This is a genomic window from Pantoea sp. EKM101V, assembly GCF_011800325.1.
Classification (GTDB): domain Bacteria; phylum Pseudomonadota; class Gammaproteobacteria; order Enterobacterales; family Enterobacteriaceae; genus Pantoea; species Pantoea anthophila.
The window spans coordinates 291838-307685 of the sequence record NZ_JAALFP010000004.1 but is presented as its reverse complement, the minus strand read 5'-3'; the positions used below and the strand labels follow the sequence as shown (position 1 = coordinate 307685).

Genomic DNA, 15848 nt, shown 5'->3' with positions numbered 1-15848 from the left:
TTAATAAAAAACCCGGTGAAAGCCGGGTTGATGTTGGCAGATAAAAAGTAAAGCCAATAGCATCGGAAAGGGTTTATGAGTACGGGTATTATTAACCACGCTACCGCACATCCAACTATCACCGATTACCGCGCCATCCTCCTTTTCACTACCAGCCTCCCTGCATCTGCGACCAAAATACACGCAGTATTACAAGTGCTCTAATCCGATTGCAGGCATACTGAAGAGTAAGTGCAGGATATCAACTGAACTTAGCCGCTGGGCTTTTACCGTTCAATTTGTAGGTATACTGAATCAGTATCCCCCTGTTTGGCGATATGTGTCCCCGGCCCATCAGCATCTGAAATTTCAGCCGGGCCGGATTATGGTTTACCATGTAGGGAGCGTAATTAAGGGTCACTCAGCGCCTTAATAATTTCTGGTACACAGCAAAATGTGCTTCTGGTACGCATCCGGAACACGATGTTGCCGGTATAACAGCGAAAAGTAACGAAAGGCAAATGTGAACAAACCCAGGCAATGAAATGATGAAAATTGTTTTAACTCAGCAAGTTAATGAAAAATGACGAACGGTAACGCACATTGAAAAACGACCCCGGACAACCTACCTTCCTCTTTCACGATTACGAGACCTTCGGCACCAGCCCGTCTCGCGACCGCCCTGCTCAGTTTGCCGGGCTGCGCACTGACAGTGACTTTAATCCGGTGGGTGAACCCGAAGTCTTCTACTGCCGTCTGCCTGATGACTATCTGCCGCAGCCCGAAGCGGTGATGATTACCGGTATCACGCCTCAGGTGGCGATGACGCGCGGCGTGAATGAAGCGGAGTTTGCTGAACGTATCCATTCCCTGTTTACCACGGAACAAACCTGTGTGGTGGGCTACAACAACGTGCGCTTCGACGATGAAGTCACACGCAATATCTTCTATCGCAACTTCTACGATCCCTATGGCTGGAGCTGGCAGAATGGCAATTCCCGCTGGGACCTGCTCGACGTGATGCGTGCCTGCTATGCGCTGCGGCCGGATGGCATCAACTGGCCGGAGAATGAGGAAGGCTTTCCCAGCTTCCGGCTGGAGCATCTGACCAAAGCCAACGGTGTGGCGCATGAAAATGCGCATGATGCGATGTCCGATGTGTACGCCACGCTGGCGATGGCGAAGCTGGTGAAAGAGAAGCAGCCAAAGCTGTTTGAGTTTTTGTTCACCCATCGTAACAAGAACAAGCTGATGACGCTGATCGACATCCCGCAGATGAAGCCGCTGGTGCATGTCTCAGGTATGTTCGGTGCCGCGCGCGGGAATACCAGCTGGATTGTGCCGCTGGCCTGGCATCCCGATAACCGGAATGCGCTGATCGTGGTGGATCTGGCGGGTGATATGTCGCCGCTGCTGGAACTGGATGCCGGAGCACTGCGTGAACGCCTCTATACGCCGAAAAACGATCTCGGCGATCTGCCGGCCGTGCCGGTTAAACTGGTGCATATCAATAAGTGTCCGGTACTGGCCCCGGCCAGCACGCTGCGCCCGGAAGATGCTGCCCGGCTGGGCATCGATCGTCAGCACTGCCTGGCGAATCTGGCCCTGCTGCGCCAGCAGCCCGACGTGCGGGAGAAACTGGTGACGCTGTTTGCCGAAGCCGAGCCGTTTACGCCATCAGACGACGTAGACACGCAACTCTATGATGGCTTCTTCAGTGATGCGGATCGCGCGGGGATGAACATCATCCGCCAGACCGCCCCGGCGAATCTGCCTGCGCTGGACCTGACCTTCGAGAGTGCGCGGGTGGCGAAACTGCTGTTCCGCTACCGGGCGCGTAACTTCCCCGGCACGCTGGATGATGCCGAGCAGCAGCGCTGGCTGCAGCATCGGCGTGAAGTGCTTAACAGCGATCGGGTGCAGGCGTTTATGCAGGAGCTGGAGTCGCTCGCCAGTCTGCATGAAGCCGATGCGGAAAAACTCGGACAGCTGAAAGCGCTCTATCTCTACGCGCAGGATCTGGTCTCCTGAATCCTGAATGCCGCCCGGCATCCTCAGCCGGGTCCGGCACCGGGCTGTGTCGTGGATTACAGCAGTGTCCATGCCAGCCAGGTCAGGGCAAAACCGCTCAGCCCCATTAAGGTGGTCAGTACCGTCCAGGTGCGCAGACCGTCAGCCACTGACAGCCCGAGATAGCGCGTCACCACCCAGAAACCTGCGTCATTGACATGTGACAGTCCCAGCCCGCCAAAGCAGGCCGCCAGCGTCACCAGTACCCGCTGCATGTCCGATACGCCGGTCACCGCCTGCGTCAGCAATCCGCTGGTCGTCAGGATCGCCACCGTGGCGGAGCCCTGTGACGCACGCAGCGCCAGCGACAGGATGAACGCAGCAGGCACCAGCGGCAGATGCAGCGTTTCAAGCGTGACCGCCAGCGCTTTGCCGACGCCCGACTCCACCAGCACTTTGCCGAAAGCGCCACCGGCACCCGCCACCAGTATCACACTGGCAGACGTGGGGATCGCCCGGCCGGTCAGGTCTTCCAGCTTATCTTTGCTCCAGCCACGTCGTACCCCCAGCAGCCAGGCCGCCAGCCCCAGAGCAATCAGCAGAGCAATGGGCGGGGTACCGATTACGGTCATCACGCTCCGTAGCAGATTGCCCTCATCCATCAGGGTGTGGGACAGCGTGCCCAGCACAATCAGGACAATCGGCACCACAATCAGCCCGCTGATGGTCAGCGCGCCAGGCGGTGCGGGCTCATTCTTCTTTTCCTGTCCCTCGGGTTTTGCCATCTGCAGCTGTTCGAGCACGTCCACTGACAGATGATAGTGGCGACGGTTCATCACCTTCGCCACGTAGTAGCCGATGATCCCGACCGGAATCGAAATGGCGATACCCAGCATCATCAGCCAGCCCATGTCGGTGTGCAGGATCCCCGCGGCGGCGGCGGCACCGGGATGGGTCGGCAGCGCCACGTGCACCGTCAGCATCACGCCCGCCATCGGCAGGCCAAACTTCAGGGGTGAGACCCGCGCCACTTTGGTAAATCCATAGATCAGCGGGATAACAATGATGAAGCCCACTTCAAAAAAGACCGGGATTCCGAGGATAAAAGCCGCCATGGTCAGGGCCGCCACGGTCCGTTTTAACCCCAGCGTTTTACTGAAACGCTGCGCCAGCGACTCGGCGCCCCCAGAGGCTTCGATGATCGCGCCGAGCATGGCACCGAGAACGATAATAATGGTGATGTGACCGAGCAGCCCGCCCATACCGGTAACAATCGTCTCCATGATTTTTTCGGCCGGGATGCCCGTGGCGATCGCCACCAGCAGACTGACAATTAACAGGGCGACAAACGGATGGACTTTAGCTTTGATCACCAGCAGCAGCAGGATCACAATGCTGGCGGTCGCTATGGCTAACAGCAGTGCGGTGGACATAGTAAGCCTCAGAAATGGTTATATTTTTTAGGTTATCGGGGTACAGGGAGAGCAGGTGCAGGGCCAGAAAAAGGGCAAGCCGCTCCCTGCCGGTGCCGGAACACCGGTTTTTTACAGCGCGTTAAATCAGGCTTTTATCTTCCAGGGCGCAAACCAGCCTAGCCCCTCGGTAGTGCGACCGCGCGGGATATACTCGCAGCCCACCCAGCCGCTATAGCCGACTTCATCCAGCAGCGAGAAAAGGTACGGATAATAGATTTCACCCTCATCCGGCTCATGACGGTCCGGTGCTGAGGCGATCTGCACGTGGGCATAGCGCCCGGCATAGTGACGAATCAGGTGCGTGAGATTGCCATCCACACGTTGTGCGTGGAAAAGGTCGAGCTGAGTAAAGACGTTAGGGCGATCGATCTGTTCTGCCATCTCCAGCGTCTGATACTGGCTGGCGTAGAGATACCCCGGTTTGGTGGTCGGATTCAGGGCCTCAATCAACAGATTGATGCCGTGCGGCGCGAAGCGCTCCGCGGCATAACGCACGTTGTGAATGAAGGTGTCGGCATAGCGCTGACGGTCAGCACCCGGCGGCACGGTGGCCGCCATGACATGCACCTGCGGGCAGTTCAGCGCCAGCGCATAGCTCAGGGCGCGATCGATGTCTGCTCTGGCATCCGCTTCCCGGCCAGGAATAGCGGTGACGCCCCACTCTCCCGCTGCGACGTTGCCGGGAGCAGTATTGAAGAGCACGAGCTGTAGCTGATGCTCATCCAGCCACGTTTTGATCTGGCTGGCGGGATAGTCATAGGGAAACATAAACTCTACGGCGCGGAAGCCCGCATCAGCCGCCGCCGCGAAGCGCTCCGCGAACGGCAGTTCCGTAAACAGGGTGGTCAGGTTAGCAGCAAACTTTGGCATTATCGGCTCCTTAATTCCGCCACTTCGGCAGCATTGAGATAACGAATGGGCCGGTCACCCAGCGTAAAGATTAACCGGGCCGTCTCTTCCAGTTCTTCCGTGTTATCGGCGGCTTCCTGCAGTGATTTTCCCACCACCACCGGGCCATGATTCGCCAGCAAAAAGGCGCGATAGCGGGGGGCCAGCCGCGCCAGATCCTCCGCCAGTCGCCCATCGCCGGGCTTATAGTAGGGCACGACCGGCACATCCCCGACACGCATCACCACATAGGGGGTGAACGGCCGGATACAGTTGTCCGTGTCCAGCCCCTGCAGACAGGAGAGCGCCGTCAGGTAGTGGCTGTGCAGATGCACCACCGCCCGGCAGTCGGGATTATTCAGGTAGAGCGCGCGGTGGAAAGCGATCTCTTTGGAGGGTTTGTCGCCAGAGAGCCACTCCCCCTCCGGCGTCACTTTTGCCAGCCGATCAGCCTGTAACTCGCCGAGGCACGAGCCGGTCGGCGTCGCCAGCAGATTACCGTCTTCAAGCAGCAGGGAGAGGTTGCCCGCCGAACCGGTGGCATAGCCGCGCTGAAAAAATGAGGCCCCCAGCCGCACCATCTCATCACGCGCCTGCTGCTCAGTTAAAGAGAAAGATTCAGTCATAGGTAAACTCCGTTTGCGCGCGGCGGAAAAAGTCTTCGTCGCCAAAATTCCCCGACTTCAGTGCCAGAGAGAGCGGCTGGTGGATATCACGCACCCAGGGCACGCCCGGCGAAATTGTCGGGCCGATGTGAAAGGCGGTCACGCCCAGGCTCTGCGCGACCACACCGGAGGTTTCTCCCCCGGCCACAATAAAGCGCTGCCAGCCGCGCCATTTCAGCTCCCGCGTTACGGCGGCAAACAACTGCTCAACGGCCTCACTGCTGCGCTGCGCACCATAGCGCTGCTGGATCGCCTGCAGCTGCTGTGCGTCGGTGGTGGCATAAAGCAGCGGAGCCAGAGAGTGCTGGCTGTTGGCTTCTGTCCAGTCACAGAGCTGGCGGGCATACTCATCCACACCCTGCAGGCAAGGTTCGACCTGCACTTCGCAGGCCGGTGCCTGCTGGCGATAGAGGCTGACCTGCCGGCAGGTCATCTGCGAACAGGAGCCCGACAGCACCACGGCACGCCCACCCTGCGGACGCCCTGCCTGCTCTGCCTGAGCATCCGCTCCGGCTCTCGCCCACTGCCGCGCCAGACCGATAGCCAGCCCGGAACCGCCGGTCACCAGCCGCAGATCGCTCAGGGCTGCGCCCAGCGTCAGCAGATGCTGGTGATGCAGCGTGTCGATCACCACGTAGCTGACGCCCTGCTCTGCCAGCTGATGCATCGCCTGCCGGACGGAGTCGGCGCCCAGGTCAACCTGCGTGGCCGCAATCAGTCCGGCTTTGCCCGTCGCCTGTGATGTCATCAGACGCTGCAGGTTGCTCTCGCGCATGGGCGTAACCGGGTGATGACGCATCCCCGACTCCGACAGCAGCTGGTCACCAACAAACAGATGGCCCTGATAGACCGTGCGGCCATTGACCGGCAGAGCCGGACAGATAACGGTCTGCGTCTCACCCAGCGCCTTCATCAGGGCATCGGTCACCGGACCAATATTGCCCTGAGCGGTGCTGTCGAAGGTGGAGCAATATTTAAAGTAGAAGCGCTGGCAGCCCTGCTGCTGTAACCATGCCAGCGCAGCCAGCGACTGAGCAACCGCCTGCTCTGCCGGACAGGAGCGACTCTTCAGGCTGATCACCATCGCCTGGGCATCGGTGGCGATTTCACCGGCGGGAATGCCGTTGAACTGAATGGTGCTCAGCCCGTTCTGCACCAGAAAGCTGGCGATGTCGGTGGCACCGGTAAAATCATCTGCGATTACACCAAGACGCATCATCCCTCCTCCTTCGCCTGCGGCAGCGTTATGCCGCTGAAGATCTTGATCACGGCGCTGTCATCCTCACGACCATAACCGGCGTTGCTGGCTTCGGTGAACATAGTAAGCGCGGTGGAGGCCAGCGGCAGCGGAAAATGCAGTGCTTTGGCGGTGTCGGCCACCAGGTTAAGATCTTTCACAAAGATATCGACGGCCGATTTCGGGCTGTAGTCACCGTCTACCACATGCTTCATACGGTTCTCGAACATCCATGAATTACCCGCAGCGTTGGTGACCACTTCATACATCGTTTCCAGCGGAATACCGGCCCGTGCCGCCAGCGCCATCGCTTCTGCCCCCACCGCGATGTGAACGCCTGCCAGCAGCTGATGGATGATTTTGACGGTGGAGCCCGCCCCGATCTCACTGCCCACGCGATAGACTTTGGCCGCGACCGCATCCAGTACCGGCTGCAGCTGGCTAAACGCCACCTCACTGCCTGACGCCATGACCGTCATCTCACCGCTGGCCGCTTTGGCAGCCCCGCCGGAGACCGGTGCATCGAGCATCAGCAGCTGATGCTGCGCCAGCTGCTGCTCAATCTGCTGCGCGTCGCTGGCTGACAGCGTGGATGAGACCATCACCACGGTCCCCGGACGCAGTTTTGCCGCCAGGCCATTTTCACCAAACAGAACCGCGTTCACCTGCTGTGCATTGACCACCAGCAGCAAAACAGCATCGAGCTGGTCAGCAAAGGCAGATGCCGAGGGCTGCGCATCGCGCGCACCTGCCCGTCGCAACGTCTCAAGTGCGGCCGGATTTAAATCGACGCCCCAGGTGTTGAGACCGGCGCGCAGGCAGGATTGTGCAGCCCCCATGCCCATGGATCCTAACCCGATAACACAGATGTTCTTCGCTGGCACGTTACGCCCCCTGTTAAATTAAGTGATTATTTGTTTGTTACTGTTAATCGTGCCAGCATCCGGCGACTGAAAATGTGTCACGTCTCACAAAAAACATCACAGCTTCGTCAGAGAACAATTTTTAACACGGTCGGACTTCCCTGCTCTGTCTGCGAATCTGAACATACTCTCAGCCCTGACCCTGTGATTATCTGTTCTGATAAACCATGAAATGCTCTACAATGTGAAAAAATGGTAAATAGCAGGAGCAGGTATGATTCCGGTTGAACGTCATCAACAGATCCTTGCCTTGGTGGCCGATCGTGGCGTGGTGAGCATTGCCGAGCTGACGGAGCGGCTGGGGGTCTCACACATGACGATACGTCGTGATGTGCAGAAACTGGAGGAACAGGGTGCGGTGCTGTCAGTCTCCGGCGGCGTACGCACAGCCGATCGGCTGGCGGCTGAGCCTTCACATCTCACCAAAAGTACCCTCTTTAACGATGAGAAATATGCGATTGGCCGCGCCGCCGCCCGGCATATTCCCCGCAATAGCTGCATCTATCTGGATGCCGGCACCACCATGCTGGCCCTGGCGAGAGAGGTAGTGGATCGTGATGATTTACTGGTGGTGACCAACGATTTTATGGTCGCGAATCTGTTGATGGAGGGCAGTCAGTGCAGAGTGATCCACACCGGCGGAACGGTCTGCCGGGAAAACCGCTCCTGCGTCGGCGAATCGGCAGCAAGAAGCCTGCGTCATCTGGCGATTGATATCGCGTTTATCTCCGCCTCCTGCTGGGGGCCGCGAGGCCTGTTTACGCCCGATGAAGATAAGGTCACCGTGAAGCAGGCGGTCAGCGAGGTGAGCAGTAAGCGCGTGCTGCTCAGTGACAGTTCGAAGTACAGCCGGATAGCGACGTTTCTGGCGTTGCCGCTGGAGAGGTTTGATCAGATCATTACCGACAAAAAGTTGAGTGAAGCGGCGCTGGAACAGTTAAATGCGGGGAGCTGGGAGCTGGTACTGGCAGGTTAGGTTATTGCCGCCTTCCCGGATGAGCCGGAAAGGCGGCAACGTCGTCGCGATTAAATCTCTTCGCTGAACTGCGGCACCGGATTACGGAAGCTGCGGGTCACGAAGGCCAGGTAGATAATCCCGATGGCGGCCCAGATCAGGCCCAGCACCATAGAACTCTCTTCCAGGTTCACCCACAGCGCACCGACCGTCAGCGCGCCGAGCAGCGGCAGCAGCAGATACTGAACGTGATCTTTCAGCGTGCGGTTACGCTTCTCACGGATCCAGAACTGCGCGATCACCGACAGGTTCACAAAGGTAAACGCCACCAGCGCACCGAAGTTGATCAGCGCCGTCGCCGTGACCAGGTCGAAGTTAATCGCCATCAGCGCAATCGCGCCCACCAGCAGCACGTTGAGCGACGGGGTACGCCATTTTGGATGGATGTAACCGAAGAAACGCTCCGGGAACACGCCATCACGACCCATGACATACATCAGGCGCGAAACGCCCGCATGCGCCGCCATACCGGATGCCAGCACCGTGACCACCGAGAAGATCAGGATGCCGACCTGCAGCGCTTTACCGGCGACGAACAGCATGATTTCAGGCTGTGACGAGTCCGGGTCCTGGAAACGGCTGATGTCCGGGAAGTAGAGCTGCAGGAAATAAGATGCCGCGATAAAGATCACACCACCGATCAGCGCCGTCAGGAAAATCGCGCGCGGGATGGTGCGTTCTGCATCTTTGGTCTCTTCCGACAGCGAACTGATGCCGTCAAAGCCGAGGAACGAGAAGCAGAGGATCGTCGCACCGGTGATCATCGGCACCACGTGCGCATTCTCAGACCAGAACGGTCTGCTGCTCACCAGCGTGCCTGAACCCACGCCGCTTGCCACACCGTAGATCACCATACCGGTGATGCCGAGCATAACAACAACCTGCAGCACCACAATGACGCTGTTGAAGTTGGCGACAGTTTTGATGCCCTTGAGGTTAGAGAGCGTCATGAAACCGACCAGTAGTACCACAAAAATCCACGACGGGATGCCGGGCACCAGCGACTCAAAGTAGTTTTTTGCCAGCAGGATGTTGATCATCGGCATGAACAGGTAGTCCAGCAGGGATGACCAGCCAACCATAAAGCCGACGTGCGGACTGATTGCCTTCTGAGCGTAGGTATAAGCGGAGCCCGCAGAGGGGAAGCGGCGTACCAGCTTACCGTAGCTTACGGCAGTGAACAGAATCGCAATCAGCGCGAAAGCATAAGCAGTGGCAACGTGACCATCGGTCAGACCAGAAACAATACCAAAGGTATCGAACAGGGTCATAGGCTGCATGTAGGCTAAGCCCATCATGACGACCGGAAGTAACGTTAGCGTTTTTTTGAGTTGCGCACGCTGCGGTGCGGCGGAGGTATTAAGCGACATGCTTCAGTCCCCCATGTGCGACAACCTGGCTGGGCTGGGTCACAGGGCAACTGCGCATTAAGCGACAGGGAGTAGGGTTAGCGGTTAACGCGGCGCCGTAATCATCACGAAAACGCGTGCCAGCATTGACTGGCAGTGTGGTAAACATCCCCATCTTTGTAATCCTCAATCTCACGCGTGTGCGTGTTTTCAGTGTTTATCTATCCGGGTGCGTGCCCGGCCTCGGTTAAGTCAGCAAAAATGCTCTGTTAAAACTGAATGCAAAAAAATAACCGGCGCTTAAAGCGTCGGTTATCGTCTGATTTTGCAGGCCGCGTATTCTGCCCAACCGCGGGCAGAAATTCAAGCCGTCGGGGCATCATAAGCAAAAAAAGCAATTCAGATTAGCGATTAACGCCCCGGTCAGGCATTTTTCAGCATCCAGTCAATTTCCGTGGCGGTGATCAGCCGTTCAAACTGCATCAGCTCATGGTGTTTGCAGCTGTGCCAGACGCTGGCAAAGCGTTCGCCGAGTAACTTCTGCAGCGGATAGCTGCTGTCAAATTCATACAGGGCATCGCTCTGCCGGATCGGCAGGGCCAGGCCTTCCGCATGATGCCCGTTGCCGGTCACCGGCTGCGGCAGCGGCAGTTGCGTATCCAGTCCGTGCAGCATACCGGCAAGAATAGCAGAAACCACCAGATAGGGGTTGGCATCCGCCCCCGCCACCCGATACTCAATGCGATGGTTGTCGATATCTCCGCACGGCACACGCAGCGCGACGGTACGATTGTTATGGCCCCATGAGGCCTGTAACGGCACATACGCATCCGGGACAAAGCGGCGATAGGCATTCACGTTGGGCGCCAGCAGTGCCATCGACGCCGGCATCAGGTCGATCATGCCAGCCAGCGCCCGCTTCATCAGCGGCGAATCACTGCCATCGTCACAGGCGAAGGCGTTATGATCGGCGGCATCCAGCATGCTGATGTGCACATGCATCCCGCTGCCCGCATACTCTTCATAGGGCTTAGCCATAAAGGTGGCGGTCATACCGTGGTTCTCCGCCACCTGCCGGATCAGCCGCTTAAGCTGCACTGCATGGTCGCAGGCGCGCAGCACGTCGCGGGTATGATGCAGGTTGATTTCAAACTGTCCGGGCGAGGCTTCCGCCAGTGCGCCATCGGCCGGTATCCCCTGCTGACGCGCCAGATCGTCAATATCACGCAGCACATCCGCAAAGTGGTCGAGGTTATCGACCGAATAAACCTGGCTCTGCATGTTGCGTTCATCACTGCCCGGCGCACAGGGCGGCTGGATAAACCCTTCAGCATCGCGCTTTTTGTCAACCAGATAGAACTCCAGCTCTACCGCTACCACCGGAAAGAGGCCTCGGTTGCGCAGCTGTTGCCACAGCCGGTTGAGGACATTTCGGGGTTCAACGTCAAAGGGAGTGCCATCTTGGTTGCACATAGTTAACAGGAGCTGCGCAATGTGTTGAGGATCGGAGGCGGAGGGAACTAAGGTGCCGCTGACCGGCAGGCAGAGATTGTCGGGTTCGCCCAGTGACTGGCCAAGTCCCGCTTCTTCCACCGTATTGCCGAGGATATCCATGGCGAATACCGAGGCGGGGAAATAACACCCTTTTTCCAGCTTGGGCAGCGCGGAGACCGGAATGCGCTTGCCGCGAAACACACCATTTAAATCATTTAACAGGATGTCGACATACTGCGTTTCAGGATGGCGCTCCAGCCAGGTTTTCACCTCAAGCTGGAACGCGCTGGTTCGTTTCTCTTCACTGTGAAGCGTGAAGTCTTCCACTTCTACCAGGTTAGTCATGATCTCACCCGCCCCTATAAGGTTTGCGTAATGCTCAAAATAACGGCCACACCACTAACATAGCGCCAACATAAAAAGTGTGCAAATGTAACAAATCTGTTTGAAGAACAATCAGCAGATTGCTAGATTGAAAAAATATTGAACACTTAACCGCCAGACGTGCCCTTTCGGTAGATATTTCGAACAGCGAAGCGAGGACGTGAGATGGGCATTATTTTTGACAAGCCGTTGATTGGCGTAGTGATGTGCCAGAAGGATACCGGCGGTCATCCGACTCAGACGGTGCACAACAAATATTGCGATGCACTCGTTCAGGCGGGAGGCGTACCGCTCGCCCTGCCCCACAGTCTGATTAACGCCCCTCATCTATTAGAAAACGCTATGGCTGTGCTGGATGGTCTGCTGCTGACCGGCAGTCCCAGCAATATCGAACCCTGGCACTATGGCGAGGCCGGTGAGGAGCCGAACGCCGATCCGGGTCGTGACCGCCTCGCCTTTCAGCTGATCACCTGGGCCACCAGCCACAAAATGCCGATGTTTGGCATCTGCCGGGGACTGCAGGAGCTGGTGGTGGCGAATGGCGGCAGCCTGTGGCGGGATCTCAGCGCCCGGCCTGACGTTCAGCGTCATCATGAAGATGAGACGCGCCCCCTGGCTGAGCAGTATGCGCCGGTGCATCAGGTGACCGTCGAACCGGACGGCGTGCTGGCGACGCTGTTTGCCGACAGCACCCTGGAGGTCAATTCTCTGCATCATCAGGGCATCCGCGAGCCGGGACCGCAGCTGCGCATCGAAGCACGCGCAGCCGATGGTCTGGTCGAAGCCGTGAGCCTGCGTCATCACCCTTTCGCCCTGGCGGTGCAGTGGCATCCCGAATGGCAGCCGGAAACGACGCCGGGCTCGCAGGCGCTGTTCAGCGGATTTATTCAGGCTGCCATTGATTATCACAGGGGAAAAGACGATGAGTGATGCCACGCTGGCACCGGGACGGCGGCTGGCGGAGATCCGGCAGACGCTGGGGCTGTCGCAGCGCCGCGTGGCTGAGCTGGCCGGATTGACCCACAGCGCAATCAGCACCATCGAACAGGATAAGGTCAGCCCGGCGGTCAGCACCCTGCAGAAACTGCTGAAGGTCTATGGCCTCTCCCTGTCGGAGTTCTTCTCCGATCCCAGGCCGGATGCAGAGCCGAAAATTATCGTCCGGCCCGGCGAACTGCTGGAGATTGGCAGTCAGGGGGTCTCGCTGAAACTGATCGACAACGGTAAAGCCCAGCGTTCGCTGGGGATGCTGCTGGAAACTTACCAGCCCGGTGCCAGTACCGGTGAGAAGCTGCGTCATCCTGGTGAAGAGACCGGTACGCTGCTGGAGGGGGAAATTATCCTGATGATCAACGGGCAGCGCTTTCATCTCTCTGCCGGAGAGAGTTATGTGATTGATACGGGCTTACCGCACAGCTTCACCAACAGTGCCGATATCCCCTGTCGCATCGTCAGTGCCCACACGCCCGCTAACTTTTAGGCGCATTCAGGAGGTTGTTATGAATTATGTGGAGAGTTATTACGCGGCAACCGCCAATGCCCATGAACCCTGGCCGACGTTGCAGGAGAGCATCCAGTGTGATGTCTGCATTATTGGCGGCGGCTTTACCGGCCTCTCTGCGGCGCTGCATCTGACCGAAGTTGGCTATGACGTGGTCGTGCTGGAAGCCGCACGCATCGGCTTTGGTGCCAGCGGACGTAACGGCGGCCAGGTGGTCAACTCCTACAGCCGCGACGTGGATGTGATTGAGCAGCGCTACGGCAAAGAGAGCGCCCGCATGCTGGGCAGCATGATGTTTGAAGGCGCAGCGATCATCCGCGATCGCATTGATCGTTACGCGATTGACTGCGATTACCGGCCTGGCGGCATCTTTGCCGCCCTGAATGCTCGCCAGATGGCACATCTGCAGAAACAGAAAACCCTGTGGCAGCAGTATGGCAATCACGATCTGGAGCTGCTTGATGAACGGGGGATCCGCCGTGAAGTGGCGACCGAACGTTATGTCGGCGGGCTGCTGGACCGGCGTGGCGGCCATCTGCACCCCCTGAACCTGGCGCTGGGCGAAGCGGAAGCGATACGGCGACATGGCGGACGCATCTACGAACAGTCTGCGGCCCTGAAGGTGGTTTATGGCTCACCGAATCGGGTAAAAACCGCCCAGGGTGAGGTCAGCGCCACCTTTGTCATCTTCGCCGGTAACGCCTATCTCTCGCCGCAGCTTGAGCCGCGACTGAGCAGGAAAAGCATGCCGTGCGGTTCACAGATTGTGGTTACCGAGCCGCTCTCACCCGATCAGGCGTTGTCGCTGCTGCCGAACAACTACTGCGTGGAAGATTGTAACTACCTGCTGGATTATTTTCGTCTGACGGCGGATAACCGGCTGCTCTATGGCGGCGGCGTGGTCTATGGGGCACGGGAACCGGCAGATATTGAAGCGTTGATCCGCCCCAAACTGCGCCGCACCTTCCCCCAGTTGCAGAACGTCAGGCTGGACTTTAGCTGGAGCGGCAATTTCCTGCTGACGCTCTCGCGCATGCCGCAGTTTGGCCGGCTGGAGAACAATGTCTATTTCATGCAGGGTGACAGCGGTCATGGCGTGACCTGTACCCATCTGTCCGGCAAGCTGATCAGTGAAGTTTTACGCGGCGATGCTGAGCGTTTTGACGCCTTTGCCCGTCTGCCCCATCTGCCCTTCCCCGGCGGCAGACGCTTTAAGGTGCCACTGACAGCGATGGGCGCGGTGTGGTATGCGCTGCGGGATCGGCTGGGGGTGTAAGGTAATTTGTTGCCCCACCCTCACTAAGACCTAATCATGCGGCGTTGCTACTGATAATTTGATATTTTAACGCCTGGAAAAGCAGTGAATCTGTCACAGGCGTAGATTGCGCTGCTGAATCAAATACGCCTTGCGTGCAATTTCAATTATCGCAAGGCCTCACTGAAAAGTGCAGCCTACGCAACATCCAAATCCTGCTGTAAATGCACATAACCACTCTCTGCATGAACTGGCATAACGACCTTAACAATTTCTTGATCCTGGCGCTGCCAGGTGTCAGGATTTGCACCTCACTTTTTACAGAACTTTGCCATGCTGAAACTTTTTGCACGATACATGTCAGTTGGTGTGATTAACACGCTTATTCATTGGGTTACCTTCGCCATCTGTGTAGAGAAGGGTTTACAGCAGTCACTGTCCAACTTTATTGCATTCTGCGTTGCTGTCACCTTCTCTTTCTTTGCAAACGCAAAGTGGACGTTCAGTTCAGAAGCCACAACGATCCGCTACATCATGTATGTGTTTTTCATGGGCATGGTGGCCGTCATGATTGGCTCCTATGCTGACCGGATGAAGGTCAATCCGGTCGTAACCCTTATCGTCTTCTCAGCAATAAGTCTGGTATGTGGCTTTGTCTATTCGAAGTACATCATTTTCCGGGATAAGAAATGAAAATATCGCTTGTTGTGCCCGTCCTGAATGAGCAGGAAGCCCTTCCTGTTTTCTATCAGACGGTAAGAAATTACACGCCGCTGGCAGATGATGAAATTGAGATTGTTTTCATCAACGATGGCAGTACAGATAATACAGAATCTCTGATTCAGGCGATCATGAAAAATGACGCGTTAGTTAAATATGTTTGCTTTACGCGAAATTTTGGCAAAGAACCTGCCCTGTTTGCAGGTCTTGAGGCATCGACCGGAGATGTGGTTATTCCTATCGATGTAGACCTGCAGGATCCCATCGAGGTAATCCCGCTTCTGATTTCGAAGTGGAAAGAAGGCGCAGATGTTGTGCTGGCTAAACGGGTTGATCGCTCATCCGATAGCCATCTGAAGCGTAAAAGCGCTGAATGGTTCTATAAATTACATAACATGATCAGCAAACCGCAGATTGAAGAGAATGTGGGCGATTTCAGGCTGATGTCGCGCCATGTAGTGGATAACATCAAGCTTCTGCCTGAGCGAAACCTGTTTATGAAAGGTATTCTTTCATGGGTGGGTGGAAGAACAGAGGTAGTCGAATACACGCGCGCTGAACGCGTCGCTGGGTCGACAAAATTTAATGGATGGAAACTCTGGAACCTTGCGCTGGAAGGTATAACGTCATTCTCTACGTTTCCTTTACGCATGTGGACCTATATCGGTTTCTTTGTTGCCGGGCTCTCGTTTTTTTATGGCGTGTGGATGATTGCAGATAAGCTGATCTGGGGAAATCCTGTAGCCGGTTATCCGTCAATTCTGGTTTCGATTCTTTTCCTTGGCGGCATTCAGCTAATTGGTATCGGTGTGCTGGGAGAATATATCGGCAGGATTTATATCGAGACCAAGCAACGCCCGAGATACATTATCAGAAATGATAGCGATATTTAGGGAAAAGGTTTGATAACTTTTTTAATGTTCAGGCGGAACTCATGAATTTAGAAATTATAA

The 15848-nt window shown here is 56.8% G+C and carries 14 protein-coding genes; 7 read left to right on the top strand and 7 right to left on the bottom strand.

Annotation, left to right across the window (positions count from 1 at the left end):
- Positions 1 to 582: 582 nt before the first annotated feature.
- On the top strand, positions 583 to 2010 hold the full coding sequence (gene sbcB, locus HFD92_RS09265; RefSeq protein WP_167428813.1) for an exodeoxyribonuclease I: 1428 nt from the start codon (positions 583 to 585) through the stop codon (positions 2008 to 2010).
- Positions 2011 to 2066: 56 nt separating this feature from the next.
- On the opposite strand, the gene HFD92_RS09260 is transcribed toward sbcB, so the two are convergent.
- From HFD92_RS09260 to ltnD, 5 genes are all read right to left on the bottom strand, one after another.
- Positions 2067 to 3422: a GntP family transporter gene (locus HFD92_RS09260; RefSeq protein WP_111208601.1), complete on the bottom strand. Its 1356-nt coding sequence runs from the start codon at positions 3420 to 3422 to the stop codon at positions 2067 to 2069.
- Positions 3423 to 3548: 126 nt separating this feature from the next.
- On the bottom strand, positions 3549 to 4334 hold the full coding sequence (locus HFD92_RS09255) for an HPr family phosphocarrier protein (RefSeq protein WP_167428812.1): 786 nt from the start codon (positions 4332 to 4334) through the stop codon (positions 3549 to 3551).
- A complete protein-coding gene (locus HFD92_RS09250; protein WP_009089340.1) occupies positions 4334 to 4978 on the bottom strand; it encodes an aldolase in 645 nt (214 codons plus the stop codon). The genes HFD92_RS09255 and HFD92_RS09250 overlap by 1 nt, the downstream gene beginning before the upstream one ends.
- A complete protein-coding gene (gene otnK, locus HFD92_RS09245) occupies positions 4971 to 6233 on the bottom strand; it encodes a 3-oxo-tetronate kinase (RefSeq protein WP_167428825.1) in 1263 nt (420 codons plus the stop codon). Before otnK ends, HFD92_RS09250 begins: the two co-directional genes overlap by 8 nt.
- Positions 6233 to 7138 carry an L-threonate dehydrogenase gene (gene ltnD / locus HFD92_RS09240; RefSeq protein WP_167428811.1) on the bottom strand — a complete coding sequence of 302 codons (906 nt, stop codon included), beginning with the start codon at positions 7136 to 7138 and terminating at the stop codon, positions 6233 to 6235. Before ltnD ends, otnK begins: the two co-directional genes overlap by 1 nt.
- Before the next feature lie 253 nt (positions 7139 to 7391).
- Here ltnD and ygbI point away from each other — a divergent pair, with 253 nt between their 5' ends.
- Complete coding sequence (gene ygbI / locus HFD92_RS09235; RefSeq protein ID WP_046102172.1) at positions 7392 to 8153, top strand: DNA-binding transcriptional repressor YgbI; 762 nt, start codon at positions 7392 to 7394, stop codon at positions 8151 to 8153.
- A 50-nt stretch (positions 8154 to 8203) separates the two neighbouring features.
- Here the strand turns inward: ygbI and HFD92_RS09230 are convergent, their stop codons facing one another.
- Together HFD92_RS09230 and HFD92_RS09225 are read right to left on the bottom strand one after the other, a co-directional pair.
- Entirely contained in the window at positions 8204 to 9562 is a 1359-nt protein-coding gene (locus HFD92_RS09230) for an APC family permease (RefSeq protein WP_009089331.1), read from the bottom strand.
- Between the two features lie 402 nt (positions 9563 to 9964).
- Positions 9965 to 11383, bottom strand: a complete 1419-nt coding sequence (locus HFD92_RS09225) for a glutamine synthetase family protein (RefSeq protein ID WP_181161925.1) — start codon at positions 11381 to 11383, stop codon at positions 9965 to 9967.
- 201 nt (positions 11384 to 11584) lie between these two features.
- Between HFD92_RS09225 and puuD the strand changes: the two genes are divergently transcribed.
- The 5 genes from puuD (at position 11585) to HFD92_RS09200 (ending at position 15788) form a co-directional block, all read left to right on the top strand.
- A complete protein-coding gene (gene puuD / locus HFD92_RS09220; RefSeq protein ID WP_167428810.1) occupies positions 11585 to 12349 on the top strand; it encodes a gamma-glutamyl-gamma-aminobutyrate hydrolase in 765 nt (254 codons plus the stop codon).
- Positions 12342 to 12899: an HTH-type transcriptional regulator PuuR gene (puuR, locus tag HFD92_RS09215; protein ID WP_009089325.1), complete on the top strand. Its 558-nt coding sequence runs from the start codon at positions 12342 to 12344 to the stop codon at positions 12897 to 12899. The genes puuD and puuR overlap by 8 nt, the downstream gene beginning before the upstream one ends.
- Positions 12900 to 12918: 19 nt before the next feature.
- Positions 12919 to 14196, top strand: coding sequence for an FAD-binding oxidoreductase (locus HFD92_RS09210; protein ID WP_167428809.1), 1278 nt, complete (start codon positions 12919 to 12921; stop codon positions 14194 to 14196).
- Positions 14197 to 14508: 312 nt separating this feature from the next.
- A complete protein-coding gene (locus HFD92_RS09205) occupies positions 14509 to 14868 on the top strand; it encodes a GtrA family protein (RefSeq protein ID WP_111208224.1) in 360 nt (119 codons plus the stop codon).
- Entirely contained in the window at positions 14865 to 15788 is a 924-nt protein-coding gene (locus HFD92_RS09200; protein ID WP_167428808.1) for a glycosyltransferase family 2 protein, read from the top strand. Before HFD92_RS09205 ends, HFD92_RS09200 begins: the two co-directional genes overlap by 4 nt.
- Positions 15789 to 15848: the final 60 nt, after the last annotated feature.

Excerpts from the sequence above, each read along its gene's own strand:
- HFD92_RS09250 (WP_009089340.1), bottom strand. The coding sequence starts at position 4,978 with ATGACTGAATCTTTCTCTTTAACTGAGCAGCAGGCGCGTGATGAGATG.
- puuD (WP_167428810.1), top strand. The coding sequence starts at position 11,585 with ATGGGCATTATTTTTGACAAGCCGTTGATTGGCGTAGTGATGTGCCAG.
- ygbI (WP_046102172.1), top strand. The coding sequence starts at position 7,392 with ATGATTCCGGTTGAACGTCATCAACAGATCCTTGCCTTGGTGGCCGAT.
- HFD92_RS09260 (WP_111208601.1), bottom strand. The coding sequence starts at position 3,422 with ATGTCCACCGCACTGCTGTTAGCCATAGCGACCGCCAGCATTGTGATC.
- puuR (WP_009089325.1), top strand. The coding sequence starts at position 12,342 with ATGAGTGATGCCACGCTGGCACCGGGACGGCGGCTGGCGGAGATCCGG.
- otnK (WP_167428825.1), bottom strand. The coding sequence starts at position 6,233 with ATGCGTCTTGGTGTAATCGCAGATGATTTTACCGGTGCCACCGACATC.
- HFD92_RS09205 (WP_111208224.1), top strand. The coding sequence starts at position 14,509 with ATGCTGAAACTTTTTGCACGATACATGTCAGTTGGTGTGATTAACACG.
- HFD92_RS09230 (WP_009089331.1), bottom strand. The coding sequence starts at position 9,562 with ATGTCGCTTAATACCTCCGCCGCACCGCAGCGTGCGCAACTCAAAAAA.
- HFD92_RS09255 (WP_167428812.1), bottom strand. The coding sequence starts at position 4,334 with ATGCCAAAGTTTGCTGCTAACCTGACCACCCTGTTTACGGAACTGCCG.
- HFD92_RS09200 (WP_167428808.1), top strand. The coding sequence starts at position 14,865 with ATGAAAATATCGCTTGTTGTGCCCGTCCTGAATGAGCAGGAAGCCCTT.
- HFD92_RS09210 (WP_167428809.1), top strand. The coding sequence starts at position 12,919 with ATGAATTATGTGGAGAGTTATTACGCGGCAACCGCCAATGCCCATGAA.